This is a genomic window from Burkholderia singularis (assembly GCF_001718875.1).
GTDB classification, from domain to species: Bacteria; Pseudomonadota; Gammaproteobacteria; order Burkholderiales; family Burkholderiaceae; genus Burkholderia; species Burkholderia singularis.
Genome location: NZ_CP013448.1, coordinates 1,220,573 through 1,244,716, shown reverse-complemented (window position 1 = coordinate 1,244,716; position 24,144 = coordinate 1,220,573). Strand labels below are relative to the sequence as shown.

General features: G+C 66.8%; 22 protein-coding genes. 16 read left to right on the top strand and 6 right to left on the bottom strand.

Features of this window, described 5'->3' with window-relative positions:
• The first annotated feature begins 65 nt into the window (after positions 1-65).
• The 11 genes from urtB (at position 66) to ureG (ending at position 10,171) form a co-directional block, all read left to right on the top strand.
• The gene (urtB, locus tag AQ611_RS05685) at positions 66-1,712 is read left to right on the top strand and encodes an urea ABC transporter permease subunit UrtB (protein WP_083237369.1); all 1,647 of its coding nucleotides are present in this window, start codon (positions 66-68) and stop codon (positions 1,710-1,712) included.
• 4 nt (positions 1,713-1,716) lie between these two features.
• Complete coding sequence (urtC, locus tag AQ611_RS05680) at positions 1,717-2,937, top strand: urea ABC transporter permease subunit UrtC (RefSeq protein WP_069233956.1); 1,221 nt, start codon at positions 1,717-1,719, stop codon at positions 2,935-2,937.
• An 8-nt stretch (positions 2,938-2,945) separates the two neighbouring features.
• Positions 2,946-3,800 carry an urea ABC transporter ATP-binding protein UrtD gene (gene urtD, locus AQ611_RS05675; protein ID WP_059520082.1) on the top strand — a complete coding sequence of 285 codons (855 nt, stop codon included), beginning with the start codon at positions 2,946-2,948 and terminating at the stop codon, positions 3,798-3,800.
• A gap of 4 nt (positions 3,801-3,804) precedes the next feature.
• Positions 3,805-4,497, top strand: coding sequence for an urea ABC transporter ATP-binding subunit UrtE (urtE, locus tag AQ611_RS05670; protein WP_059519963.1), 693 nt, complete (start codon positions 3,805-3,807; stop codon positions 4,495-4,497).
• A 158-nt stretch (positions 4,498-4,655) separates the two neighbouring features.
• Entirely contained in the window at positions 4,656-5,528 is an 873-nt protein-coding gene (locus AQ611_RS05665) for an urease accessory protein UreD (protein WP_069233955.1), read from the top strand.
• Between the two features lie 224 nt (positions 5,529-5,752).
• Positions 5,753-6,055, top strand: coding sequence for an urease subunit gamma (gene ureA, locus AQ611_RS05660; protein WP_059519965.1), 303 nt, complete (start codon positions 5,753-5,755; stop codon positions 6,053-6,055).
• 7 nt (positions 6,056-6,062) lie between these two features.
• Positions 6,063-6,368, top strand: coding sequence for an urease subunit beta (locus tag AQ611_RS05655; RefSeq protein ID WP_069233954.1), 306 nt, complete (start codon positions 6,063-6,065; stop codon positions 6,366-6,368).
• 74 nt (positions 6,369-6,442) lie between these two features.
• The gene (gene ureC / locus AQ611_RS05650) at positions 6,443-8,149 is read left to right on the top strand and encodes an urease subunit alpha (RefSeq protein WP_059519967.1); all 1,707 of its coding nucleotides are present in this window, start codon (positions 6,443-6,445) and stop codon (positions 8,147-8,149) included.
• A gap of 17 nt (positions 8,150-8,166) precedes the next feature.
• The gene (gene ureE, locus AQ611_RS05645; RefSeq protein WP_069233953.1) at positions 8,167-8,802 is read left to right on the top strand and encodes an urease accessory protein UreE; all 636 of its coding nucleotides are present in this window, start codon (positions 8,167-8,169) and stop codon (positions 8,800-8,802) included.
• A complete protein-coding gene (locus AQ611_RS05640) occupies positions 8,789-9,469 on the top strand; it encodes an urease accessory protein UreF (protein WP_069235153.1) in 681 nt (226 codons plus the stop codon). The genes ureE and AQ611_RS05640 overlap by 14 nt, the downstream gene beginning before the upstream one ends.
• Positions 9,470-9,508: 39 nt before the next feature.
• A complete protein-coding gene (gene ureG / locus AQ611_RS05635; protein ID WP_069233952.1) occupies positions 9,509-10,171 on the top strand; it encodes an urease accessory protein UreG in 663 nt (220 codons plus the stop codon).
• A 137-nt stretch (positions 10,172-10,308) separates the two neighbouring features.
• Here the strand turns inward: ureG and waaA are convergent, their stop codons facing one another.
• From waaA to AQ611_RS05615, 4 genes are all read right to left on the bottom strand, one after another.
• Entirely contained in the window at positions 10,309-11,703 is a 1,395-nt protein-coding gene (waaA, locus tag AQ611_RS05630) for a lipid IV(A) 3-deoxy-D-manno-octulosonic acid transferase (protein WP_069233951.1), read from the bottom strand.
• Positions 11,704-11,737: 34 nt separating this feature from the next.
• Complete coding sequence (kdoO, locus tag AQ611_RS05625) at positions 11,738-12,622, bottom strand: Kdo hydroxylase KdoO (protein WP_059519971.1); 885 nt, start codon at positions 12,620-12,622, stop codon at positions 11,738-11,740.
• Between the two features lie 16 nt (positions 12,623-12,638).
• Positions 12,639-13,706, bottom strand: a complete 1,068-nt coding sequence (gene waaC, locus AQ611_RS05620) for a lipopolysaccharide heptosyltransferase I (protein ID WP_059519972.1) — start codon at positions 13,704-13,706, stop codon at positions 12,639-12,641.
• Between the two features lie 103 nt (positions 13,707-13,809).
• Positions 13,810-15,204 (bottom strand): phosphomannomutase/phosphoglucomutase, encoded by a 1,395-nt coding sequence (locus AQ611_RS05615; RefSeq protein ID WP_059519973.1) that lies wholly within the window; start codon positions 15,202-15,204, stop codon positions 13,810-13,812.
• A 223-nt stretch (positions 15,205-15,427) separates the two neighbouring features.
• Between AQ611_RS05615 and AQ611_RS05610 the strand changes: the two genes are divergently transcribed.
• The 5 genes from AQ611_RS05610 to AQ611_RS05590 all read left to right on the top strand — a co-directional run bounded on the left by AQ611_RS05610 (position 15,428) and on the right by AQ611_RS05590 (position 21,023).
• Positions 15,428-16,684: an oligosaccharide flippase family protein gene (locus AQ611_RS05610; protein ID WP_069233950.1), complete on the top strand. Its 1,257-nt coding sequence runs from the start codon at positions 15,428-15,430 to the stop codon at positions 16,682-16,684.
• Positions 16,681-17,526 carry a glycosyltransferase gene (locus AQ611_RS05605; protein WP_059519975.1) on the top strand — a complete coding sequence of 282 codons (846 nt, stop codon included), beginning with the start codon at positions 16,681-16,683 and terminating at the stop codon, positions 17,524-17,526. Before AQ611_RS05610 ends, AQ611_RS05605 begins: the two co-directional genes overlap by 4 nt.
• A 187-nt stretch (positions 17,527-17,713) precedes the next feature.
• Positions 17,714-18,850, top strand: a complete 1,137-nt coding sequence (locus AQ611_RS05600) for a glycosyltransferase family 4 protein (RefSeq protein WP_059520084.1) — start codon at positions 17,714-17,716, stop codon at positions 18,848-18,850.
• Positions 18,851-18,863: 13 nt separating this feature from the next.
• Positions 18,864-19,886 carry a UDP-glucose 4-epimerase GalE gene (gene galE, locus AQ611_RS05595; protein WP_069233949.1) on the top strand — a complete coding sequence of 341 codons (1,023 nt, stop codon included), beginning with the start codon at positions 18,864-18,866 and terminating at the stop codon, positions 19,884-19,886.
• Between the two features lie 27 nt (positions 19,887-19,913).
• Positions 19,914-21,023 (top strand): MraY family glycosyltransferase, encoded by a 1,110-nt coding sequence (locus AQ611_RS05590; protein ID WP_059519977.1) that lies wholly within the window; start codon positions 19,914-19,916, stop codon positions 21,021-21,023.
• 188 nt (positions 21,024-21,211) lie between these two features.
• Here AQ611_RS05590 and AQ611_RS05585 read toward each other — a convergent pair whose 3' ends face one another.
• Positions 21,212-23,110, bottom strand: a complete 1,899-nt coding sequence (locus AQ611_RS05585; RefSeq protein WP_059519978.1) for a polysaccharide biosynthesis protein — start codon at positions 23,108-23,110, stop codon at positions 21,212-21,214.
• A gap of 12 nt (positions 23,111-23,122) precedes the next feature.
• Positions 23,123-24,139 carry an MraY family glycosyltransferase gene (locus tag AQ611_RS05580; protein WP_069233948.1) on the bottom strand — a complete coding sequence of 339 codons (1,017 nt, stop codon included), beginning with the start codon at positions 24,137-24,139 and terminating at the stop codon, positions 23,123-23,125.
• Positions 24,140-24,144: the final 5 nt, after the last annotated feature.

Genomic DNA, 24,144 nt, shown 5'->3' with positions numbered 1-24,144 from the left:
CGCGCCGACGCGCCACGGCGCACGGCCGCACGGCGGATTTTCTTTTCATTCATGAGGACAGGCTGATGCTCACGCCCTTGAGCCGCGCGGTGCGCGCCTTTGCCGTGCGCACCGCCGCGGCGTTCGCCGTCTGCGGCGCGCTCGTGCTCGCCGCGCCTTGCGCGGCGTTCGCGCTCGCGAATGCCGACGTCGCCGCGCTCGCCGGCGACGACTTCGACGCGAAGCTCGCCGCGATCGATCATCTCGCCGCCGACGGCAGTGCCGCCGCCGTCGCGCTGCTGCACGCGCTCGCCGACGGCAATGCGCTGGCCACCGACGCGGGCCGCCTGCTGATTCAGGCCGGCGACGGCAGCACCCGCGACGTGCTCACGCAAGCGGGCACGCCCGCAGGCGACGCGCAACCGGTGACGCTCAACAATCTGCTTCGCACGAAGATCGCGAATGCGCTGTCGGGTATCGATCTGGCATCGCCCGACGTCGCCACGCGGCGCAACGCGATCGATGCGCTGTTGAAGAATCCCGACGCGTCGGTCAAGCCGATGATCGACGCGGCGCGCGCGAAAGAGACCGATCCGGCGCTCAAGCGCCGCCTCGACACATTGTGGGCGATCGCCGCGCTGCACGACGCGGACCCGGCGCGACGCCTCGAAGCGGTACGGCTCGTCGCCGCGCGCAACGATCTCGACATGATCGAGCAATTGCGCCCGCTCGTCGCCAAGCGCGCCGACGCAAGCGATGCGGAGCCCGACGCGCAGGTGCGCGCCGCCGCGCAGCAGGGCCTCGACGCGCTGTATGCGATCCAGCGCCGCGGCGAAATCGCGGGCACGCTGTTCGCGGGGCTTTCGCTCGGCAGCGTGCTGCTGCTTGCGGCGCTCGGACTCGCGATCACCTACGGCCTGATCGGCGTGATCAACATGGCGCATGGCGAATTTCTGATGATCGGCGCCTATGCAACCTACGTCGTGCAAACGCTCGTGCAACACTATCTGCCCGGTGCGTTCGACTGGTATCCGCTGATTGCGATTCCCGCGTCGTTCGTCACGGCTGCCGCGGTGGGCATCGCGCTCGAGCGGCTCGTGCTGCGGCATCTGTATGGCCGCCCGCTCGAAACGCTGCTCGCGACGTTCGGCGTGAGCCTCATCCTGATCCAAGCGACGCGGACGATCTTCGGCGCGCAAAACGTTCAGGTGACCAATCCGGCATGGATGAGCGGCGGCGTCGCGGTCATGCAGAACCTGATCCTGCCTTACAACCGGCTCGCGATTCTCGCGTTCTCGCTCATCGTCGTCGGCATCGCATGGGCCGTGTTGACGAAGACGCGGCTCGGGCTGTTCATGCGCGCGGTCACGCAAAACCGCCAGATGGCCGCGTGCGTCGGCGTGAAAACCGCGCGTGTCGATTCCCAAGCATTCGCGTTCGGCGCAGGCATCGCGGGCCTGGGCGGCTGCGCGCTGTCGCAGATCGGCAATGTCGGCCCGGATCTTGGCCAGAGCTACATCATCGATTCGTTCATGGCGGTCGTGCTCGGCGGCGTCGGCCAGATCGCGGGCACCGTGCTTGGCGGCTTCGGCCTCGGGCTCGTCGGCAAGGCCATCGAGCCGTTCTGGGGCGCGGTGCTCGCGAAGATCGCGGTGCTCGCAATGATCGTGCTGTTCATCCAGAAACGCCCACAGGGCATGTTTGCGCCGAAAGGCCGAAGCGCGGAGGCGTGACGACATGAATTCGACGACTCAATCGTTTTCCACGGCCGCGGCAAGCGCCCCGCGATCGAGTGGGCAAGCCCACGCCGAACCGGCTGCCGGGCCGATCACGCCGCCGAGCGCGCCGCGCTTCACACTCGATCTGCCGCCGCGCGCCGCGCTGCTGCCGCGGCGCGCGTGGCTCGCGCTCGTCGCGCTGTGCGTGGCGGTCGGCATCGGCGTGCCGCTCGCCGCGCTCGTCGTGCCTGAATCGAGCGCATTTCATCTGTCATCCTACGCAATGACGCTCGGCGGCAAGCTGATGTGCTACGCGATCGCGGCGCTCGCGCTCGATCTCGTCTGGGGTTACTGCGGCATCCTGAGCCTCGGGCACGGCCTGTTCTTCGCGCTCGGCGGCTATGCGATCGGCATGTACCTGATGCGCGAGATCGGACGCGACGGCAAATACGGCAGCGATCTGCCCGATTTCATGGTGTTTCTCGACTGGCATGCGCTGCCGTGGTACTGGCAAGGCACCGAGCACCTCGCGTATGCGCTCGCGCTCGTCGTGCTGGTGCCCGCCGCCCTCGCTTGGGTGTTCGGCTTCTTCACGTTCCGCTCGCGCGTCAAGGGCGTGTATCTGTCGATCATCACGCAAGCGCTGACATTCGCTGCGATGTTGCTGTTCTATCGCAACGAAACCGGCTTCGGCGGCAACAACGGTTTCACCGATTTCAAACGGATCGCCGGCTTCGCGATCACGTCGCCCGGCACACGCACCGCGCTGTTCCTGCTCACGTTCGCGGCGCTCGCCGCGTCGTTCATCGCCGCGCGCGCGATCGTCGTGAGCAAGCTCGGACGCGTCGTCACCGCGATCCGCGACGGCGAGACGCGGCTGATGTTCGTCGGCTACAGCCCGCTTGCGTACAAGCTATTCGTGTGGACCGTATCGGCCGTGCTGTGCGCGATCGCGGGCGCGCTCTACGTGCCGCAGGTCGGCATCATCAATCCGAGCGAGATGTCGCCGGGCAATTCGATCGAGATGGCGATCTGGGTGGCCGTCGGCGGGCGCGGCACGCTGATCGGTCCGATCATCGGCGCATTCGCGGTCAACGGTGCAAAGAGCCTGTTTACCGCTTACTTCGCCGAATATTGGCTGTTCTTCCTTGGCCTTATTTTCGTGCTCGTGCCGCTCGTGCTGCCGCGCGGGATCATGGGCGCGGGCGCGGCGCTCGCGCGCAAAGGAGCGAGCCGATGAGCCCGCGCATGATCCGGCCGCGCCGCGCCAAGCAGGCGGGCGACGCCGGCCCGAGCGCCGTCAGCGGCACCGCGGCGCTGTCGCATGTCGTCGAGCCGGGCGCGATCGATACCTCGCACGGCACGATCCTGTATCTCGAAGACATCGAAGTCAGCTTCGACGGCTTTCGCGCGTTGAAAAAGCTGTCGCTTGCGATCGACGCGGGCGAGCTGCGCTGCGTGATCGGTCCGAACGGCGCGGGCAAGACGACGATGATGGACGTGATCACCGGCAAGACGCGTCCCGACTCGGGCTGCGCATTCCTCGGCCAGACCCTCGATCTGACCCGGATGAACGAACCGCAGATCGCGCGCGCGGGTATCGGCCGCAAGTTCCAGAAGCCGACCGTCTTCGAGCAGCATCCGGTATGGGAGAACCTCGAACTCGCGATGCAGGCCGACAAGCGCTGGTTCGCGTCGCTGCGCGCTCGGCTCGAGCGCGCGGCGCAGGCGCGCATCGAGGAAACGCTCGCGCTGATCCAGCTCGAGGACAGCGCGTACCGGCTCGCGGGCGAGCTGTCGCACGGGCAGAAGCAGCGCCTCGAAATCGGCATGCTGCTGATGCAGCGCCCCGCGCTGCTGCTGCTCGACGAACCGGCGGCCGGGATGACCGACCACGAAACGATGATGCTCGCCGAGCTGTTGAACACGCTGCGCGGCAGTTGCTCGATGATGGTCGTCGAGCACGACATGGAGTTCGTCGCGGCGCTCGCGGGCGATACCGGCCGCGTGACGGTGATGGCCGAAGGCGCCGTGCTCGCGCAAGGCACGCTCGATCAGGTCAAGCGCGACGAAGCGGTGATCGAGTCTTATCTCGGACGATGATGCGATGCTGACGATCGAATCACTGAATCAGTATTACGGTGGCAGCCATATCCTGCGCAACGTGAGCCTCACCGCCGACGACGGCAAGCTGACCGTGCTGCTCGGGCGCAACGGCGTCGGCAAAACGACGCTGTTGCGCTGTGTGATGGGCGTCGTCGCCGCGAAAAGCGGCGCCATTGCATGGGGCGGCAAGCCGCTCGGCTCGCTGCCGCCGTATGCGCGCGTCGCCGCGGGCTTGGCGTATGTGCCGCAAGGCCGTGACATCTTTGCGCGGCTGACGGTCGAGGAAAATCTGCTCGTCGGCGCGGCAAGCCGCCAAGCACCTTCCAAGGTGCCGGACCGAATCTACGATTTATTTCCAGTCCTGAAGGATATGCGTGCACGGCGCGGCGGCGATCTGTCCGGCGGTCAGCAGCAGCAGCTTGCGATCGGCCGCGCGCTGATGAGTGAGCCACAACTGCTGATCCTCGACGAGCCGACCGAAGGCATCCAGCCGTCGATCATTCAGGACATCGGCCGCACACTCAGGCAACTCGTCGACGAAACGCGGATGACGGTGCTGCTCGTCGAGCAGTACTACGATTTCGCGCGCTCGATTGCCGATCGCTACTGGGTGATGAGCCGCGGCGAGATCGTCGCGGGCGGCGCGGGCAGCGAGATGGACGCGCATCGCGTGCGGGAGATGATCGCGGTTTGAGCCGATTGTTCGAGCGGTTTTCCGGCGTGCGGCGAAGCAACCGGGCCGGGCCGCCCCCGCACGGCCGAACAGTGCGGCCGAACGCACTCGCCGATGCGCTCGCGCAGTGCGGCCGATATCCTGTAGCATGAGTGCGCCCGCCTTTTCCGCGCCTGACGATGTCCGCCCACGAACCTCATGCCACGCTCGCCCGCCCTGCCGCCAAGGCGTGGCACGCCCGTCTCGAACTTGGCTTCGAACTGCATGGCGCGCGCACGGCGCTCGTCCATCGGCGGCATGCGGGTCCGCTGCGCGTTCAGCGCGCGCTCTACCCGGAAGGCGACGCGATCTGCCATGCGGTGATCGTCCATCCGCCCGGCGGCATTGCCGGCGGCGACACGCTCGACATCGACGTTCGGCTCGCGCCCGGCACGCATGCGGTGCTGACCACGCCCGGTGCGACCAAGTGGTACAAGTCGAACGGTCTCGATGCGCGGCAGCGGATCGCAATCGAGGTCGGCGCACACGCAAGGCTCGATTGGCTGCCGCAAAACAACCTGTTCTTCGACGCCGCGCACGCGTCGCTCGATTTCGCGCTGACGCTTGGCGCCGGCGCGAGTGCGCTCGGCTGGGATGCGACGCAGCTCGGCCGTCAGGCGGCGGGGGAAACTTGGGCGGCAGGCCGCATCGCGTCGATCTCGACGCTCATCGGGCCATCCGGGAAGCCGCAATGGATCGAGCGTGCGCGCCTCGATGCGGCCGATCCGCTGCGCACCGCGCCACAAGGGCTCGACGGCTTCTGTGTCTACGGCACGCTATGGGCGTTAGGCGCGGCTTGCACCGACGCACTCGCCGAGACGATCGCCCCCACGCTGCCGTTCGACGACACATTGCGCGCGGGCGTCACCTGCGTGGCGCCCGGCACGATGCTGATCCGCGCGCTCGCGCATTCGATGGAGGCGCTGCAGCGTCTGTTCATCGAACAATGGCTCGTGCTGCGGCCGCTCGTGCACGGCGTCGACGCGATGCCGTTGCGGCTTTGGCAAACCTGATGCGCGCCGCACGATTCTGACACACGCCTTTCGGCGAAATACCCCATGACGGTGCGCGGCGCACCGGTTTGCGGCATCGCACCGCCCGAAAATCGCATGGCACACGCCTTGCTGACTTACCTGCGCGCCTGCTTGCGTATTTGCCCAGTTGCGGTGCTACGATAACCGCGCGGTGAGCGCCAAATTCACCATCCAGATATTACGTTTTCCAAAATGTTTCTTTCATGAAACTGACTCCCCGAGAGAAAGACAAGCTGCTGATTTTCACGGCGGCGCTCGTCGCCGAACGTCGCCGCGCGCGCGGTCTCAAGCTCAACTATCCCGAGACGGTCGCGTTCATCACGGCCGCGCTGATGGAAGCGGCGCGCGACGGCAAGACCGTCGCCGAGGTGATGCACTACGGCACCACCCTGCTCACGCGCGACGACGTGATGGAAGGCGTGCCGGAAATGATTCCCGATATCCAGGTCGAGGCGACCTTTCCCGACGGCACGAAGCTCGTCACCGTCCACCATCCGATTGCGTGAGCCTGCGATGATCCCCGGCGAAATCCTCACCGACGACGGCGAGCACGAACTGAATGCGGGCCGTCAAACGATCGCGCTGGTCGTGGCGAACACGGGCGACCGTCCCGTGCAGGTCGGCTCGCACTATCACTTCCACGAAGCCAACGACGCGCTGTCGTTCGATCGCGAAGCCGCGCGCGGCTTCCGGCTGAACATCGCCGCCGGCACCGCGGTGCGCTTCGAGCCCGGCCAAGCGCGCACGGTCGAACTCGTCGCGCTCGTGGGCGCGCGTGCAGTCTACGGCTTCCAGGGCAAGGTGATGGGGCCGCTCTGAACGCCGTGGCCGCACCGCATGCGACGCGCGGCCCCTCCTTTCCGGAACATCCAAGCAACGCAAGGATTCGCAACATGACACTACGCTTGAGCCGCCGCGCGTATGCGGAAATGTACGGGCCGACCACAGGCGACCGCATCCGCCTCGCGGATACCGATCTGCTGATCGAAATCGAGCGCGACTACACGGTCTACGGCGATGAAGTGAAGTTCGGCGGCGGCAAGGTGATCCGCGACGGGATGGGCCAATCGCAGCTCGTGGCGGCCGACGTTGCCGATACCGTGATCACGAACGCGGTAATCGTCGATCACTGGGGCATCGTGAAAGCCGATATCGCGATCAAGCACGGCCGCATCGCCGCGATCGGCAAGGCCGGCAATCCGGACATCCAGCCCGGCGTGACGATCGCGATCGGCGCGGCCACCGAGATCATCGCGGGCGAAGGATTGATCGTGACCGCGGGCGGCATCGACACGCACATCCACTTCATCAGCCCGCAGCAAATTGACGAAGCGCTCGCCTCGGGCGTGACGACGCTGATCGGCGGCGGCACGGGTCCGGCAACGGGCACCAACGCGACCACCTGCACGCCCGGCCCGTGGCATCTCGAACGCATGTTGCAGGCGGCCGACGGCTGGCCGGTCAATCTCGGTTTTCTCGGCAAGGGCAACGTGAGCCTGCCGCAGCCGCTCATCGAGCAGATCGAAGCCGGCGCGATCGGCCTGAAGCTGCACGAAGACTGGGGCTCGACGCCCGCCGCAATCGACAACTGCCTCACGGTTGCCGACGACACCGACACGCAAGTCGCGATCCATACCGACACGCTGAACGAAGCCGGCTTCGTCGAGGCAACGCTCGCCGCGTTCAAGGGCCGCACGATCCATACGTACCACACCGAAGGCGCGGGCGGTGGCCACGCGCCCGATATCCTCAAGGCGTGCGGCGAGCCCAACGTGCTGCCGTCGTCAACGAATCCGACGCGCCCGTACACGATCAACACGCTCGACGAGCACCTCGACATGCTGATGGTCTGCCATCACCTCGATCCGTCGATCGCCGAGGATCTCGCATTTGCCGAATCGCGCATCCGCCGCGAGACGATCGCGGCCGAAGATATCCTGCACGATCTCGGCGCGCTGTCGATGCTGTCGTCCGATTCGCAGGCGATGGGCCGCGTGGGCGAAGTGATCGTGCGCACTTGGCAGACCGCTCACAAGATGAAGGTGCAACGCGGCGCGCTGCCCGAGGACAACCCGCGCCACGACAACTTCCGCGCGAAGCGCTATGTCGCGAAATACACGATCAACCCGGCGCTCACGCACGGCATCGCGCACGAAGTCGGCTCGATCGAACCCGGCAAGTGGGCCGATCTGGTGCTCTGGGAGCCCGCGTTCTTTGGCGTGAAGCCCGCGATGATCATCAAGGGCGGCATGATCGCGCTCGCGCAGATGGGCGACCCGAACGCGTCGATCCCGACGCCGCAGCCCGTCCACTACCGCGATATGTTCGCCACGCGCGGCGGCGCGCTCGCGCGCACGTCGCTCACGTTCGTGTCGCAACTGTCGCTCGATGCGGGCATCGCCGAGCGCTACGGACTCGCGAAGCGGCTCGTGCCGGTGCGCGGCTGCCGCACGGTAACCAAGCGCGACATGATCCACAACGCATGGCAGCCGGCGATCAGCGTCGACCCCGAAACCTACGACGTCGTCGCCGACGGCACGCTGCTGACCTGCGAGCCGGCTCACGTGCTGCCGATGGCGCAGCGCTATTTCCTGTTTTGAGTCCTGAATAACCGACCATGCGCACGATCGACAAACGTATCGCCCCGCACGTGAAACTTGCTGCGTCGCTCGTCGCGCGCGCGCCGACCCTCACGCTCACCTACGATGCGCGCTGCAAGAGCCGGCTCGCCGCAACGCTCGACAACGGCGAGGAAATCGCGCTCGTGCTGCCGCGCGGCACGGTGCTCGCCGACGGCGACGTGCTCGTCGCCGACGACGGCGCGCTGGTGCGCGTGGCCGCGGCCGCGCAAGCCGTGCTCGTCGTGCGCGCCGCCGATACCCTGACGCTCACGCGCGCCGCCTATCACCTCGGCAACCGGCATACGCCTATCGAAGTGGGCGCCGATTATCTGAAGCTCGAATACGATCCCGTGCTCGCCGACATGCTGACGCGCCTCGGAACCACGGTCGAACGCACGCACGCGCCGTTCCAGCCCGAAGCCGGCGCTTATGGCGGCGGGCACCGGCACGGCCACGATGCGACGTTTGCCGAAGATTACGCGCTCGCGCAGCAGGTGTACGGCGAGCACCACGGGCACTCGCACTCGCACTCGCACTCGCACTCGCACGAACACGATCACGATCACGATCACGATCACGATCACCAGCATGGTCCTTCCTGCGCACACGCTCATGGCCATCGACACGACTGAACTCGTCGCGCTGCTGCATCTGGCATCGCCGGCGCTGCCGATCGGCGCGTACAGCTATTCGCAAGGGCTCGAGGCCGCGCTCGATACGGCGCTGATCCGCGATGCCGACGGCGTGCGCGACTGGATCGCAAGCGGCCTCGCCGACGTGCTCGCGCATGGCGAACTGCCGTTGCTCGCGCATCAGCTCGAACGCTGGCGCAAGCACGATGCCGATGCGCTCGCCGCCGCGAACGACGAGTTCGTCGCGAGCCGCGAATCGGCGGAACTGCGTCGCGAAACCGAGCAGATGGGCTGGTCGCTCGCCCAGCTTTGCGTGTCGCTCGAATGGGGCGATGCCGCACGTCGTGCGACGCTCGCGCGCCTGTCGCCCATCGCACTGCCGAGCGCGTTCGCGTTCGCCGCCGCCGCGCACGGCGCGAGCCCCGATGCGACGCTCGCCGCCTACGCATTCGGCTGGATCGAGAATCAGACGGCCGCCGCGATCAAAGCGGTGCCGCTCGGCCAACTGGCCGGCCAGAAGATCATCGCGGCGCTGCGCGAGCCGATCCGCGACGCCGTGCGCCGCGCGCTCGCGACGCCGCCTGCCGCGATCAACACGTTCGCACCGCAGCTCGGCATTCTGTCGGCTCGCCACGAATCGCAATACTCGCGCCTGTTCCGCTCCTAAGCCGCGGTTCGCATGAATCGCCCAAGCATCCCGATCATCATGAACACACCTGCCTCAAACGTTCCCGCCTCCACGGCGCCCCGCCGCACGAAAAAACTTCCGCCGTTGCGGGTGGGCATCGGCGGCCCGGTCGGCTCCGGCAAGACGACGCTGCTCGAAATGCTCTGCAAGGGCATGCGAGATCGCTATGACCTCGTCGCGATCACGAACGATATCTATACGAAGGAGGATCAACGGCTGCTGACCATCGCGGGCGCGCTGCCGGAGGAGCGGATCATGGGCGTCGAGACGGGCGGCTGCCCGCACACGGCGATTCGCGAGGACGCATCGATCAATCTCGAAGCCGTCGAGCGCATGCTCGCGCGTTTTCCGCAGGCGGACATCGTATTCATCGAATCCGGCGGCGACAACCTCGCCGCGACGTTCAGCCCGGAGTTGTCCGATCTGACGATCTACGTGATCGATGTCGCGGGCGGCGAAAAGATTCCGCGCAAGGGCGGGCCCGGCATCACGAAATCGGATTTGCTCGTGATCAACAAAACGGACCTCGCGCCGCTCGTCGGCGCGAATCTCGACGTGATGGCCGCCGACACGAAGAAAATGCGCGGCGAGCGCCCGTATGTGATGTGCAATCTGAAGGCGCTCGACGGCGTCGCCGACGTGATCGCGTTCATCGAGAAGAAAGGATTGCTGAGCGTCTGACGTCCGGCAACGGCGCGCCCATTGGCGTGCGCGGCAGCAGCCACAGCTGCGCGGCCGCGCGCGACGGCCGGCGCGGAAGCTGGAGCCGGGCTGACAGCCGCCACGCATCCGCGCGATAGCCTGCCGCCCTGCGGCACTCAAGCGCCGAGCCCGCCCGCCTCTTCGTCGATACCGGCCACATCGCCGCCATCGCCGCCGGCCGCGCTTGCGACACACGGCGGCGGCAGCAACGCGCTCAGCACGTCGATGGTGCGCGCGGTCGCGCCGCGGTGCCGCGCGGCGAACGCCGCGCCGGCCGCGCCCATCGCCGTGCGGCGCGGATGGTCGGCAAACAGTGCATCGGCCGTGCGCGCAAGCTCCGCCGTATCCTGCACCTGCACACAAGCGCCTGCCGCGACCGCGTCGGCCGTCGCCTGCGTGAAATTGAACACGTGTGGCCCAATCAGCACCGGCACGCCCACCGCGCACGCTTCGATCAGATTCTGCCCGCCGAGCGGCAGCAGGCTGCCGCCGATGAACGCGAGGTCCGCGGCTGCGTAATACGCCACCAGTTCGCCCATCGAATCGCCGAGCAGCACCGCGACATCCGCCGGCAGCGGCGCGGCGGCCGGCCGGCCGGCCGCCGCGGCAGCGCCGTCGTCCGCCCATTCGGTGCGCCTCATGCAACGCAGCCCGCGACGCTCGACGAGCGCCGCGACTTCGGCAAAACGCTGCGGATGGCGCGGCACGAGCACCAGCAGCGCGCCGGGCGTGTTCATCGCGGCGAACGCATCGAGCACGAGCGCTTCCTCGCCCTCGCGCGTGCTCGCCGCAATCCACACCGGCCGGTTGCCGATCGCCGCGCGCCACGCGCGCCCGCGTGCGGCAAGCTCGGGCGGCGGCGCCATATCAAACTTCAGATTGCCGAGCACCGCGACGTTGCGCGCGCCGAGCGCATTCAGCCGCTCGGCATCGGCCGGGCTCTGCGCGAGCACGCGCGAGAAACCGCCGAACACGTCGCGCACGGCCGCGCCGAACTTCGCCGCGCGCTTGAACGAGCGCGCCGACATCCGCGCGTTCGTCAGCACCAGCGGCACGTCGGCACGGCGGCATTCGTCGATCAGCGTCGGCCACACCTCGGTCTCCATCACGAGGCCCAGCGACGGCTGCCATGTGCTCAGAAAACGCCGCACCGCAAGCGGCAGGTCATAAGGCAGGTAACAGCGCAGCACGCGAGAGCCGAATAGCTGCTCGCCCGTCGCGCGGCCGCCCGGCGTCATATGCGTGAGCAGGATGCGCACATCCGGGCGCGCGCGCAGCAGCGCATCGATCAGCGGTTGAGCGGCGCGCGTCTCGCCGACCGACACCGCATGCACCCACACGATCGGCGTGCGTTCGTCGACGCCGCGCGCGCCCGCGCGCCCCGGCCCATAGCCGAAGCGCTCGCCGATATGTTCGCGATAGCCGCGCTCGCGCCGCGAGCGCCATAGCAGACGCAACACCGCGACCGGCGCGATCAGCCACCACAGCACACGATAGATCGCTCTCAACATCGCCCGGGCGCTCCCGCCGAAACGTCGCGCGCGCTCAAACGAGCGTCCTGCCCGTCAAACGTTCGAGAATGCCGAGCGGCGCGCGCTCGGGACGCACCATCGAATCCACGGGCAAAAAGAACGTCTGCTCGAGCATGAACTGGCCGGACATCACCGCGTGCGACGTTTGATCGGAAAAGCACACCCATACGCTGCCGGGCGGAAACGGCATGGTTTGTTGCGGGCTCGTTCTTTGATAGTCGAGATCGGCCTTCATGCAGTCGTGCAGGTTCAGCATCAGATGGTCATACGCGCTGCGCTTGGTCTTCGTCACGCGCAGCAGCGCGAGCAGAAACGCCGAGCCCGGCAGTTGCGGCCTGATCCGCGGCAAGAAGCGCTTTGCGACGTCCTCGAACGGCTCGCCAACGCGCCACACGCGCGGCACGCCTGCCGGATTCACGTTCGTGAACACGCGCAGGATGCGCTCGCCGTAATTGGGCCGCGACGGAAACGCGTCGACGTGCAAGCGGCTGTCGTCCTTGCGCCACGACGTCTGCCGCGTCTCGACCTGCATGAGGCGCAGGCTCGTCGGCGCGACGCGCAGCTTGCCGCGGTATTCGGGCAACAGCCCGTCGACGAGCGTGCATGCATGCTGCGCGAAGCGCGCGACCAGCGCGCGCACCGCCGATTGCGTGACCGCATCGCCGATCACGCCGGCGAGCGCGCCGCCCATCGGCGCGAGGCTGATGTTCTTGCGCTTCGGATCGGCAAGCGCCGGATCGAGCAGCGCTTCCTCGCCGCCGTCGATCGGAAAGCGCAAATGCGGGAAAAACAGCACCTTGCCGTCCTCGAGTGCGGCAAGCAGTTGCTCGCGCGGCACGGACAAGCGCTGGCCGCTCCAGTCGGCGGAGTCGATATGGATGATCTGGGATTCGCTCATGAGATCGCGTCAAGAATTACAGCAAGCCGAACGACGCGAGCGCGTCCTTCACCTGCGAAAGGGACGGCGGCGCGCCCGCCGTGCCGAGGTTGACGACGTTGGGCGACCAGTAGCCGCCCGTGCGCCAAGCCGTCGCGAAATTGTACAGTTCGACGGTCGGGCGCTTGAGCGCCGCCGCGATGTGGACGAGGCCCGTATCGACGCCGACCGTCGCCGCCGCGCCGTCGATCAGGCCGACCACGGCGGGCAGCGACAGCTTCGGCGGCACGATGGCCGCCGCGCCGAACGCGTTGGCGAGCCGCTCGCTCGTCGCGCGCTCGGCGTCGCTGCCCCACGGCAGCACGAGCGACATGCCGCGCCGCACGAGCGCCTCGCCCAGCGCCAGCCATGCGTCGTCGGGCCATTGCTTGTCGGTGCGCGACGTCGCATGCACGAACACCACATACGGCACGGGCAGGTTCAGATCGAGCGTGGCGAGCGCGCGCGACGCGGCCGCCGTGTTCAGCCCGAAATCGACCGGATCGCCGGGCGCGGGCGCCGGAACGCCCAGCGCCGCCGCGACGAGCTGCCGCGAGCGTTCGACGACGTGCGTGCGCGGCGCGATCGGCACACGCCGGCGATAGAAGAAGCGCACTGGCCATTCGTAGCCGGCGCCGTCGGTGCGGTTGCCAAGGCCGACGAGCGGGCCGCGCGCCCAGCTCGCGACCCACGCGGTCTTGATAAGCCCCTGGCAGTCGATCACGAGGTCGTAGCGCTCCTCGGCAAGCCGGCGCCTGAATGCGCCGATCTCACGCCACGTCGCGACGGAGCCGAGCCGCTTGCGCCAGCGCCGCAACGAGAATGGCAGCACGTTGCGCACGCCGTCGACGAGTCCGACGAGATCGGCGAATCCCTCCTCGACGAGCCAGTCGATCCGCGCATCGGGATGATGCCGGCGGATGTCGGCAATCACCGGCATGTTATGCACGACGTCGCCCAACGACGACACGCGCACGATCAGAATTTTTTGCACGCTGAAAACAAAGCCGGCGAAGGCCGGCTCGAGGCCGAAAGGACGGATTTTATCGCGCCCGGCGGCCGACATAGACAAAAAGCGGCGAACGCCCGCTGGCGTCGCCGCTTTTGTCGGTAAAGCTTGCGAAAGCGCAAGCGCGGCGCGCAACCGTGGTTGCGCGCCGCGCCGTCGCTCAGAACGGCAGGTCCGCGTCCGGCTTGGCCGCCTTCAGCGCACGGCGGAAATCGTCCTGAATGCGTGCGAGCCCATCGGCGGTGGTCGCCTCGAAGCGCAGCACGATAACGGGCGTCGTATTCGACGAGCGCGCGAGGCCGAAGCCGTCCGGATACTCGACGCGCAGCCCGTCGATCGTCACGATCTCGTCCGCGCCGTCGAACTTCGCGTTCGCGCGCAGCGCATCGATCAGCTTCACGTTCTCACCCTCTTCGAGCTTCAGGTTCAGCTCGGGCGTCGACACCGCGTTCGGCAAGCCGTTGAGCAGCGCGCTCGGGTCCGCGACGCGCGCGAGAATCTCGAGCAGCCGCGCGCCGGTGTAGAGGCCGTCGTCGAAGCCGTACCAGCGATCCTTGAAGAACACGTGGCCGCTCATCTCGCCTGCCAGCGGCGCGCCGGTCTCGCGCAGCTTGGCCTTCACGAGCGAGTGGCCCGTCTTCCACATCAGCGGCTCGCCGCCCTTCTCGCGCACCCAGTGCGCGAGATTGCGCGTGCATTTGACGTCGTAGATGATCTGCGCGCCCGGATTGCGCGACAGCACTTCCTGCGCGAACAGCATCAACTGACGGTCCGGATAGATGATCTGGCCGTCCTTCGTGACGACGCCCAGGCGATCGCCGTCGCCGTCGAACGCGAAGCCGATCTCGGCATCGGTTTGCTTGAGCTTGCCGATCACGTCCTCGAGGTTCTCCGGGTGCGCCGGGTCCGGATGATGGTTCGGGAAATTGCCGTCGATATCCGTATAAAGCTCGACCAGCTCGCAGCCGAGCGCCTTGAACAGGCGCGTGGCGAGCGGGCCGGCCACGCCGTTGCCCGCGTCGACCACGAGCTTCAGCGGCCGCGCGAGCTTGATGTCGCTCGTGATCCGCTCGACGTACTGGTCGGCGACGTCGTATTGCTCGTAAGCGCCGCTGCCGCTTTCGAAGCGCTCGTCGACGATCCGCTTGTAGAGCGCCTGGATCTGCTCGCCGTAGATCGCCGCGCCGCGCAGCACCATCTTGAAGCCGTTGTAGTCGGGCGGATTGTGGCTGCCGGTGACGACGATGCACGAATCGACCCGGCGCTCGCCCGCCTTGAGCGCGAGCGGCACGCTTGCCGCGAAGTAGCCGACCGGCGTCGGCACCATGCCGACGTCGACCACGTCGACGCCCGCGGCACGCAGCCCGTCGGCAAGCGCGGCCGACAACTGCGGCCCGGACAGGCGGCCGTCGCGCGCGATCACCACGGCGTCGCCGCCGGCTGCGCGCACTTCGCTGCCGAACGCACGGCCGATCGCGCGAGCGACGTCGGCATCGAGCGTCTTGCCGATCACGCCCCGAATATCGTATGCCTTGAAAATGGATTGGGAAATCATCGATTCACTCTCAGTCTTGCATTGGAAAAATTTGCCGCCCCGGACGGAACATCTGGCGCCGGCTGCCGCGAACCCCGGACAATTTATAATCGCAGGTTTGCGGCAAGCCGATCGCACTAACGGATCATCTCATTCTAATGCCTAGTTGCTTCATTGCAGCAAAACCGTTCATTAATACAGCGCGTTCGGTGATCTTGGATACAGTTTCCTTTTCAATTCTTTTATGCTGAAGCGGATCGCCAATCCCGAGGTCGGGCGAGCCGTCGCCAACCTGGCTTGGCTCGGCATCGAGCGCGTCACGCAAATCGGCGTCGCGATCGTCGTGAGCGGGCTGCTCGCCCGCTATTTCGGTCCGGACGCGTTCGGCAAATGGCAGTACGCGAACACGCTGCTGCTCGTGCTCGCCCCGCTCACGTGGGTATGCGGCGCCGAAATCCTGGTGCCCACGATCGTCCAGCGCAGCGGCGCGGAGTTGGGCGCCGTGCTCGGCAGCGCGTTCGCGCTGCGCTTCGCGGTGTCGGTCGCGGCGCTCGCGCTCACGTGGGCGGCAATCGCCGCGGGCGCGCTCGATCCGCTCGTCGGCGCGATGCTCGCCGGGCTCGCGCTCACGCTCGCGCTGCGCGAGCCGTTTGTCGGCGTCGTCAACGCGTGGCTGCAGAGCATGACTTACAGCAAGCCGCAGCTCGTCGCGAGCATCGCGGCCGCGCTCCTGAAAATGGCGCTCGTCTGGCTGCTGGTGCGCGCGAGCGTCGCGCCGGCGCGCTTCGGCTGGCTGTGGGCGCTCGAAGCCGCGCTGATCGCGGGCGCGCTGATCGCGTACTACCGCGCCAAGCATGGCGGCGTGCTCGGCTGGCGCATCGAGCGGCCGCTCGTGCGCGAGTTCGCGACGACCGGCACCGTGTTCTGGCTCGGCCTCGTCTGCATGTACCTGTTTCTGAAGCTCGACCGGCTCATGCTCGAGCGCTACGTGACGTTCGCCGAACTCGGCCGCTATGCAGCCGCGCAGCAGTTGAACGAGAACTGGATCACGCTCGCGCTGATGCTCGCGCAGACAATCGCGCCCGCGTTCGTCTATCGCGTGCACGACGCCGCGCAGCTCGCCCGCAACATCCGGCGGCTCGTCGGCATGACCGCCGCGCTGATGATCTCGGGCGCGCTCGTGCTCGACCTGCTCGCGGGTTTCATCATCCGCAAGGTGTTCGGGCCCGGCTTTGACAGCGCGGTCGAAATCTTCCGCTGGGCGGTGTGGCTGTCGGTGCCGGCGGGCATCGAGGCGATCAGCAATCTCGTCGTGCTCAAATATCAGGCGAAATTCGTGTTGCTCGCGAAATGGGTGATCGCCCTGGCGCTCGCGGCGCTCGTCAATCTGATCGCGATTGAGCGCGCCGGGCCGCACGGCGCGCTCGCCGGCCTAGCGGCCGGCTATCTCGCCGCGGCGGCCGTCAATTTCTACTATATCCGCTTGAAGCTGCGCCCATGACGCCCGCACCCGACTTGCCCGATACGCACGGCGCCGCCCGCTCGCTCGACGACGTCGCGGTGCTGATCCCCGCCTACAACGCTCAGGACGATCTCGTGCGCACGCTCGCGTCGTTGCGCGAGGACGCGGGCGTGCGCGTGCTCATCGTCGACGACGGCAGCACGCCGCCGATCGTCGCGCCGCAGCTGCCCGGCCTGTCGATCGACGTGCTGCGGATGCCGCAAAACGGCGGCATCGAGCGCGCGCTCGCCGCCGGCATCGACGCGCTCGCCGCGCGCGGCTTCCGTTACGCGGCGCGCATCGACGCAGGCGACCTCGCCGTGCCGCACCGGCTCGCGAAGCAGCGCGCGTATCTCGCCGCGCACCCGCGCGTCGCGTGCGTCGGGATGTGGACGCAGGTGGTCTCGCGCGACGGCCGGGCACTCTTCATGCTGACCCCGCCCGCCGAGCCCGCCGCGCTGCGCCGCACGCGCTTTTTGCGCTCGCCGCTCGTGCATCCTTCGGTGATGCTCGATATCGACGCGGTGCGTGCGGTAGGCAACTATCGCGTTAAATATCGCGCCGCGGAGGATCTCGATATTTTCTTGCGGCTGATGGAACGTTACGATTGCGCGAATTTACCCGAACTCGGTTTGTATTACGAATTGAACGAGGGCGGCATCAGCGCGACCAAGCGACGCCGGCAGATTGTGTCGACGCTCGCCCTCGTCGTGCGCCACTTCGACGCGCTCAACCCGTGCGACTGGCTCGGCCTCGCGAAGAACCTGCTGCATTTCGTGACGCCGTATACGCTGTTGCAGCGTATCAAGCGCAGGCTGTTCGCGCGGCATGCGCGAGCGTGACGCGCCGCCCCGTAATTTTGCCCGACATGACATTCGCCTCATCTTTGCCCAACGCAAGCAGCCTTCGGCCCCGGCCTTCCGGCAGCTCGGCGTGCCCGCCCTCAGACGGCCCGGGCCGCACGCTTCGTCCACTGCCCGCGCGCGCGGCATCGGCGCGCACGCGCCGTTCCGACGCCGCGCCACGCTCATGAACGCCCCCGCCGCCTTGCGCATCGTCCTCGTCTGCAATACCGCATGGGCGATCTACACATATCGGCACGGCCTGATCCGGATGCTCACCGCGCGCGGTGTGCAAGTCACCGTGCTCGCGCCGCGCGATCGCACCGCCGAGCTGCTGGTGCAGATGGGCTGCCGCTACGTCGAGTTGCCCATCGCATCGAAAGGCACGAACCCGCGCGAGGATCTGCGCACGCTCGGCGCGCTGTACCGCGCGTATCGCGACATCCGTCCCGATCTCGTGTTCCATTACACGATCAAGCCCAACATCTACGGCTCGATCGCGGCGCGGCTCGCACGCGTGCCGTCGGTCGCGGTGACGACGGGCCTCGGTTACGTGTTCATTCAGCCCAGCCGCGCCGCTCAAATCGCCAAGCGCCTCTACCGCTTCGCCTTCCGTTTCCCGCGCGAGGTCTGGTTCCTGAACCGCGACGATCTCGACACGTTCGAGCGCGAGCGCCTGCTCGCGCATCCCGGGCGCGCGCGGCTGCTGCACGGCGAAGGTGTCGATCTCGATCAGTTCGCGCTCGCGCCGCTGCCCGCGCGCGACACCTTCACGTTCGTACTGATCGGACGCCTGCTGTGGGACAAGGGCGTGCGCGAATACGTCGATGCAGCGCGCGCGCTGCGCGCGCGCTATGCACATGCGCGCTTCGCGCTGCTCGGCCCGGTCGGCGTGGACAATCCGAGCGCGATCTCGCAGGCCGACGTCGATGCATGGACGCGCGACGGCGTGATCGACTATCTCGGCGAGACTCACGACGTGCGCCCGTACATCGCGCGCGCCGACTGCGTGGTGCTGCCGTCTTACCGCGAAGGCGTGCCGCGCACGCTGATGGAGGCGTCGGCGATGGGCCGGCCGATCGTCGCGACCGACGTGCCGGGCTGCCGCGACGTCGTCGACGACGGCGTCACGGGCCTGTTGTGCGCGGCGCGCGACAGCGCGAGCCTTGCCGCCGCGCTCGCGCGCATGCTCGACATGAGCGTGGCCGAGCGCCGCGCGATGGGCGAGCGCGGCCGGCAAAAGGTCGCTCGCGAGTTCGACGAGGCGAAAGTCGTCGAGCGTTATCATCAAACCATTTCCGCCCTGACGGGCGTCACACTTTGACGGAGCAACCAGCATGAGCACGAAGGGCACGATCCTCGTCACGGGCGGTGCGGGCTACATCGGATCCCATACCGCCGTCGAACTGCTCGATTACGGCTACGACGTCGTGATCGCCGACAACCTCGTCAACAGCAAGCGCGAAGCGATCGCACGGATCGCGCAGATCACCGGCAAGACGCCCGCGTTCCATGAAATCGACGTGCGCGACGAAGCCGCGCTCGAGCGCGTGTTCGATGCGCACCCGATCACGGCGGCGATTCATTTTGCCGCGCTGAAGGCGGTCGGCGAATCGGTCGCGAAGCCCGTCGAGTACTACCGGAACAACCTCGACAGCCTGCTCGCGCTGCTGCGCGTGATGCGCGAGCGCAATGCAAAGCGCATCGTGTTCAGCTCGTCGGCAACCGTCTACGGCGTGCCCGAGCGCTCGCCGATCGACGAATCGTTCCCGCTGTCGGCGACCAACCCATACGGCCAGACCAAACTGATGGCCGAGCAGATCCTGCGCGACGTCGAAATCGCCGATCCGCAATGGCGCGTCGCGACGCTGCGCTATTTCAATCCGGTCGGCGCGCATGCGAGCGGCCTCATCGGCGAGGACCCGGCCGGCATTCCGAACAATCTGATGCCGTATGTCGCGCAGGTCGCGGTCGGCAAGCTCGAGAAACTGCGCGTGTTCGGCAACGACTACCCGACGCCCGACGGTACCGGCGTGCGCGACTATATCCACGTCGTCGACCTCGCACGCGGCCACATCGCCGCGCTCGACGCGCTCGACAAGCGCGATGCGAGCCTGACCGTCAATCTCGGCACGGGCCGCGGCTACAGCGTGCTCGAAGTCGTGCGCGCATTCGAGGCGGCCTCGGGCAAACCGGTGCCATACGAACTCGTTGCACGCCGACCGGGCGACGTCGCCGAGTGCTACGCGAACCCGGCCGCCGCCAAGCAGATCATCGGCTGGCAGGCCGAGTACGATCTCGAGCGCATGTGCGCCGACCACTGGCGATGGCAGGAGAACAACCCCAAGGGTTTTGTATAATCCGCTGTCCAATTCGCGGGCACGCTCATGCTCAGTTTCGCCGCCGGTTTCATCGTCTCGCTTCTCGTCACGCTGCTCATCGTCCGCTATGCGCATCTGCACGAGAAATTTTCGATCGACAACGATCTTGCCGGCGTGCAGAAATTCCACGCGCGGCCGGTGCCGCGCGTCGGCGGCATCGGCATTCTGCTCGGGTTGACGGTTGGCACCGCGCTGTTGTCGCGCAAGTATCCGGCCATCGCCGGCAGCATCCTCGGGCTCGCCGCGTGCGGATTGCCCGCTTTCGCTTCGGGACTGATCGAGGATCTGACGAAAAAGGTCACGCCCGCCGCGCGCCTCGTGTGCACGATGGCGGCCGCGGCGCTCGCGTTCGTGCTGATGGGCGTCGCGATCACGCGCATCAGCGTGCCGCCGCTGGATTTCCTGCTTGGCTACGCCGCCATTTCGGCCGCGATCACGGTGCTCGCGGTCGCCGCGCTCGCCAACGCGGTCAACATCATCGACGGCTTCAACGGCTTGGCTTCGATGGTCACGTTCATGATGTTCGCCTCGCTCGCCTACGTCGCGTTCCAGGTCCGCGATCCGGTCGTGATGTCCGCGTCGTTCGTGATGATGGGCGCGATCATGGGATTTTTCATCTGGAATTTCCCGGCCGGCCTGATCTTCCTCGGCGACGGCGGCGCCTACTTCATCGGCTTCATGCTCGCCGAGCTTTCGATCTCGCTCGTGATGCGGCACCGCGAAGTGTCCGCGTGGTATCCGGTGCTGCTCTTCATGTATCCGATCTTCGAGACCTGCTTCTCGATCTACCGGAAGAAATTCGTGCGCGGCATGTCGCCCGGCATCCCGGACGGCGTGCATCTGCACATGCTGATCTACAAGCGGCTGATGCGCTGGGCGGTCGGCACGCGCGCCGCGCATGAACTCACGCGCCGGAACTCGCTGACGTCGCCGTATCTGTGGCTGCTGTGTCTGATCGCGATCATTCCCGCGACGCTCTTCTGGCAGCACACGATCCATCTGTTCGCATTCGTGATCGTGTTCGCCGTGACCTACGTATGGCTGTACATGAGCATCGTGCGCTTCAAGTCGCCGCGCTGGATGGTCGTGCGCAAGCAGCATCTGCCGAAACAGTGACAAAAAAGCGCGGGCAGAAAATCCTGCCCGCGCTTTTTTACGTCGATGATTCACCCGCCTGCGAATAGCCGGGCCAGCTCAGCGATTGCCTTGCCGCGACACCGGCTGCGTCCTCGCGCGGCCCCGGCCCGCTGCGGCGTACCGCCTGCGACGACCCACCTCTCGCAGCCTGAACGACAACGGCCCGCTCACGCCTCCCGGCCACGGCTGCCGGCGCGGCCCGCGGCGGGCGGCACGCTCTGCAGCGTCGGGCCGACCGCCGGCTGATATTCCGGCACCCAGCGGCGCAGATCGCGCCGCACCTCGTCGTCGCTCAGCACCCGGTGCTGCATCAGCCACGGCAGCAATTCGTCGAGCAGATGGTCGGGCACTTCGCGCGCCTTCGCGGTACGCAGCTTCGGATGCGGCGTGCGGGTAGTCGTTTCGTCGTCGGCGAGCAGTTCCTCGTAGAGCTTCTCGCCCGGACGCAAGCCGCTGAACTCGATGCGGATCTGGTCCTCGGTGAAGCCATACAGACGAATCAGATCGCGCGCGAGATCGACGATCCTCACCGGCTCGCCCATGTCGAGAATGAAGATCTCGCCACCCTGCCCCATGCTCGACGCCTGCAGCACCAATTGCGACGCTTCCGGAATCGTCATGAAAAAGCGCGTGATCTCCGGATGCGTGACCGTCACCGGGCCGCCCTTCGCGATCTGCTGCTGGAATTTCGGGATCACGCTGCCCGCGCTGCCGAGCACGTTGCCAAAGCGCACCGTTTCGAACTGCGTGCGCGTGCTCGTCTGCTGCAATGCCTGGCACGCCATCTCGGCCAGGCGCTTGCTCGCGCCCATCACGTTCGTCGGATTGACGGCCTTGTCGGTCGAAATCAGCACGAAATGCCTGACGTCCTGACGAATCGCCGCGCGCGCGACCCGATAGGTGCCGAGCACGTTGTTGCGCAGCGCCTGCCACGCATTGAGTTCCTCCATCAGCGGCACGTGCTTGTAAGCGGCCGCGTGGAACACGATATGCGGCGCATAACGCGACATCACCTGATCGAGCAGCAGCGAATCCTTCGCATCGCCGATGATCGGCACGACGGGCTGATCGGGGAAGCGCTCGCGCAGCTCTTCCGTGAGCCGGTACATCGCATATTCGGACAGATCGAACGCGATCAGTTGCGCGGGCTGGAACCTCAGAATCTGGCGGCAGAGTTCCGAGCCGATCGAGCCGCCGGCGCCCGTGACCATCACGACGCGGCCGCGCAGCAGCGCTTCGACGTGTGGCGTGTCGATCGTCACGGCGTCGCGGCCGAGCAGGTCTTCGAGGTCGATCTGGCGAATTTGAGACAGAATGCCCTGGCCCGGCATCAGCGCCTTCAGCGACGGCAGCACCAGCGCCTTCACGCCTGCCCGCACGCACAGCGTCGCGACGCGGCGCTGCACTTCGACCGGCGCGGACGGAATCGCGATGATCGCGTATTCGACCTTGGTCGTCTCGGTCCAGTGCGCGAGATCGCCGATCGGACCAAGCACCTTGTAGCCGTAGACTTCACGGCCCTGCTTTGTCGCATCGTCGTCGAGCAGGCCGACAAGACGCCACTCGCCGGAGCGCGACAGCTCGCGCGCCAGGTTCGCGCCGGCCGTGCCGGCGCCGAGCACGAGCACCGGCTTGCCTTGTCCGACGAGGCCGCCGTACAGGTAGAACTCCTTGGTGGCACGGTAGAGCGCACGCGCGCCGCCCATGATCAGAAACAGCAGCAATGGCGAAAGCAGCAGAACCGAACGCGGAATAATCGGCGTCGGCTGGAACATCACGGCACCGATCATCACGATGATGCCGCCGCCCGCGAGCGCCTTCGAGATCCGCATCAGATCGGGCAGACTAGCGAACACCCACAGGCCCCGATACAGCCCGAACACGTGGAACATCAGCGCGTAGACGGGCAGCACCCACGACAGCGCGCTCAGCGAGCCGTGCAGGAACTCCGGCGGGACGCTACCGTTGAATCGGACCAGATAGGCAAGCAACCAGGTGGCGACGACGGCCACCAGATCGAACAGAAAAGCACTGAGCGAAAGCCATGATGCTTTGCGTCGCAACATCGGCAGGAAACCTCATGAGTTGTTTTCAGCGTCGGCTAGAGCCTCGCGCCAGCGCCTATCGATCGCAACGCCGATACACGCGAGAACGCCGTACCACGCGATAAATAGAAGCCATTGAAGCAGCGCGTCGCAATTCAGCGCCCACAAGGCAAGTATTATGCCTGTGAGCATGACGAGGTACCAATATACGGCAGTACGCCCATGACCGATCCCGGAGCGCACCATTCTCTGATAATAATGCTCGCGGTGCGCCTGCCAAAACCGTTCGCCTCGTAACAAACGTCTCAGGAGTGTTACAGATGCATCGGCGATGAAAGGCGCAAATACCATCGCGGGAAACCATATCGGCCAAACCGCCGTCCGCCATCCCCAAAAACCCAGCGCTCCGGCTAGAAAGCCGAGCGGAATCGAACCGGCATCGCCAAGAAACAGCTTCGCCGGATGAAAGTTCAGCAGCAGAAAGCCGAATGCCGCTCCGGCAACCGCCGCGCCGGCCACGGCCAAATCCGCGGAGCCGGAGGGCCCGATCTGTGCCGCCACCGCGTAAGCGCCGAATCCGAACAGCGCCATACCGCCCGCAAGGCCGTCCGCTCCATCCATGAAGTTATACAGATTGATCAGCCAGACCATTACGAAGCCGATGCTTCCGAGCAGCCACCATGGCGCGGCGGCCGGATACGCGAACAGCAGCGCGGCAACGGCGGCCAGGTGCGCGGCAAAGCGCACGCGGGCGGATAAGCCGCGCCTGTCGTCGAACTGCGATAACGCGGCGAGCGCCGCTGCCGCAACCGCGATCAGCCACAGCCGCGGCGCAAGCAACAGGATTGCCGCGATGCACACCGGGACGATGCCCCATCCGCCGACTCGAGGCGTCGGCCGCGAATGCAGCGAGCGGTGGTTGGGTATGTCGGTCGCAAGCCGCCAGGCCAACCCAGTGGCAAGAAGCGTGCGCAAGACGAGCGTCGACGAAATGGCGGCAATGCCCGCCACCGCCATGGTTTCCAACGATGTTGCCATGGTGAAATGCATGCCCC

Excerpts from the sequence above, each read along its gene's own strand:
- urtB (WP_083237369.1), top strand. The coding sequence starts at position 66 with ATGCTCACGCCCTTGAGCCGCGCGGTGCGCGCCTTTGCCGTGCGCACC.
- urtC (WP_069233956.1), top strand. The coding sequence starts at position 1,717 with ATGAATTCGACGACTCAATCGTTTTCCACGGCCGCGGCAAGCGCCCCG.
- urtD (WP_059520082.1), top strand. The coding sequence starts at position 2,946 with ATGATCCGGCCGCGCCGCGCCAAGCAGGCGGGCGACGCCGGCCCGAGC.
- urtE (WP_059519963.1), top strand. The coding sequence starts at position 3,805 with ATGCTGACGATCGAATCACTGAATCAGTATTACGGTGGCAGCCATATC.
- AQ611_RS05665 (WP_069233955.1), top strand. The coding sequence starts at position 4,656 with ATGTCCGCCCACGAACCTCATGCCACGCTCGCCCGCCCTGCCGCCAAG.
- ureA (WP_059519965.1), top strand. The coding sequence starts at position 5,753 with ATGAAACTGACTCCCCGAGAGAAAGACAAGCTGCTGATTTTCACGGCG.
- AQ611_RS05655 (WP_069233954.1), top strand. The coding sequence starts at position 6,063 with ATGATCCCCGGCGAAATCCTCACCGACGACGGCGAGCACGAACTGAAT.
- ureC (WP_059519967.1), top strand. The coding sequence starts at position 6,443 with ATGACACTACGCTTGAGCCGCCGCGCGTATGCGGAAATGTACGGGCCG.
- ureE (WP_069233953.1), top strand. The coding sequence starts at position 8,167 with ATGCGCACGATCGACAAACGTATCGCCCCGCACGTGAAACTTGCTGCG.
- ureG (WP_069233952.1), top strand. The coding sequence starts at position 9,509 with ATGAACACACCTGCCTCAAACGTTCCCGCCTCCACGGCGCCCCGCCGC.
- waaA (WP_069233951.1), bottom strand. The coding sequence starts at position 11,703 with ATGTTGAGAGCGATCTATCGTGTGCTGTGGTGGCTGATCGCGCCGGTC.
- kdoO (WP_059519971.1), bottom strand. The coding sequence starts at position 12,622 with ATGAGCGAATCCCAGATCATCCATATCGACTCCGCCGACTGGAGCGGC.
- waaC (WP_059519972.1), bottom strand. The coding sequence starts at position 13,706 with ATGTCGGCCGCCGGGCGCGATAAAATCCGTCCTTTCGGCCTCGAGCCG.
- AQ611_RS05615 (WP_059519973.1), bottom strand. The coding sequence starts at position 15,204 with ATGATTTCCCAATCCATTTTCAAGGCATACGATATTCGGGGCGTGATC.
- AQ611_RS05610 (WP_069233950.1), top strand. The coding sequence starts at position 15,428 with ATGCTGAAGCGGATCGCCAATCCCGAGGTCGGGCGAGCCGTCGCCAAC.
- AQ611_RS05605 (WP_059519975.1), top strand. The coding sequence starts at position 16,681 with ATGACGCCCGCACCCGACTTGCCCGATACGCACGGCGCCGCCCGCTCG.
- AQ611_RS05600 (WP_059520084.1), top strand. The coding sequence starts at position 17,714 with ATGAACGCCCCCGCCGCCTTGCGCATCGTCCTCGTCTGCAATACCGCA.
- galE (WP_069233949.1), top strand. The coding sequence starts at position 18,864 with ATGAGCACGAAGGGCACGATCCTCGTCACGGGCGGTGCGGGCTACATC.
- AQ611_RS05590 (WP_059519977.1), top strand. The coding sequence starts at position 19,914 with ATGCTCAGTTTCGCCGCCGGTTTCATCGTCTCGCTTCTCGTCACGCTG.
- AQ611_RS05585 (WP_059519978.1), bottom strand. The coding sequence starts at position 23,110 with ATGTTGCGACGCAAAGCATCATGGCTTTCGCTCAGTGCTTTTCTGTTC.
- AQ611_RS05580 (WP_069233948.1), bottom strand. The coding sequence starts at position 24,139 with ATGCATTTCACCATGGCAACATCGTTGGAAACCATGGCGGTGGCGGGC.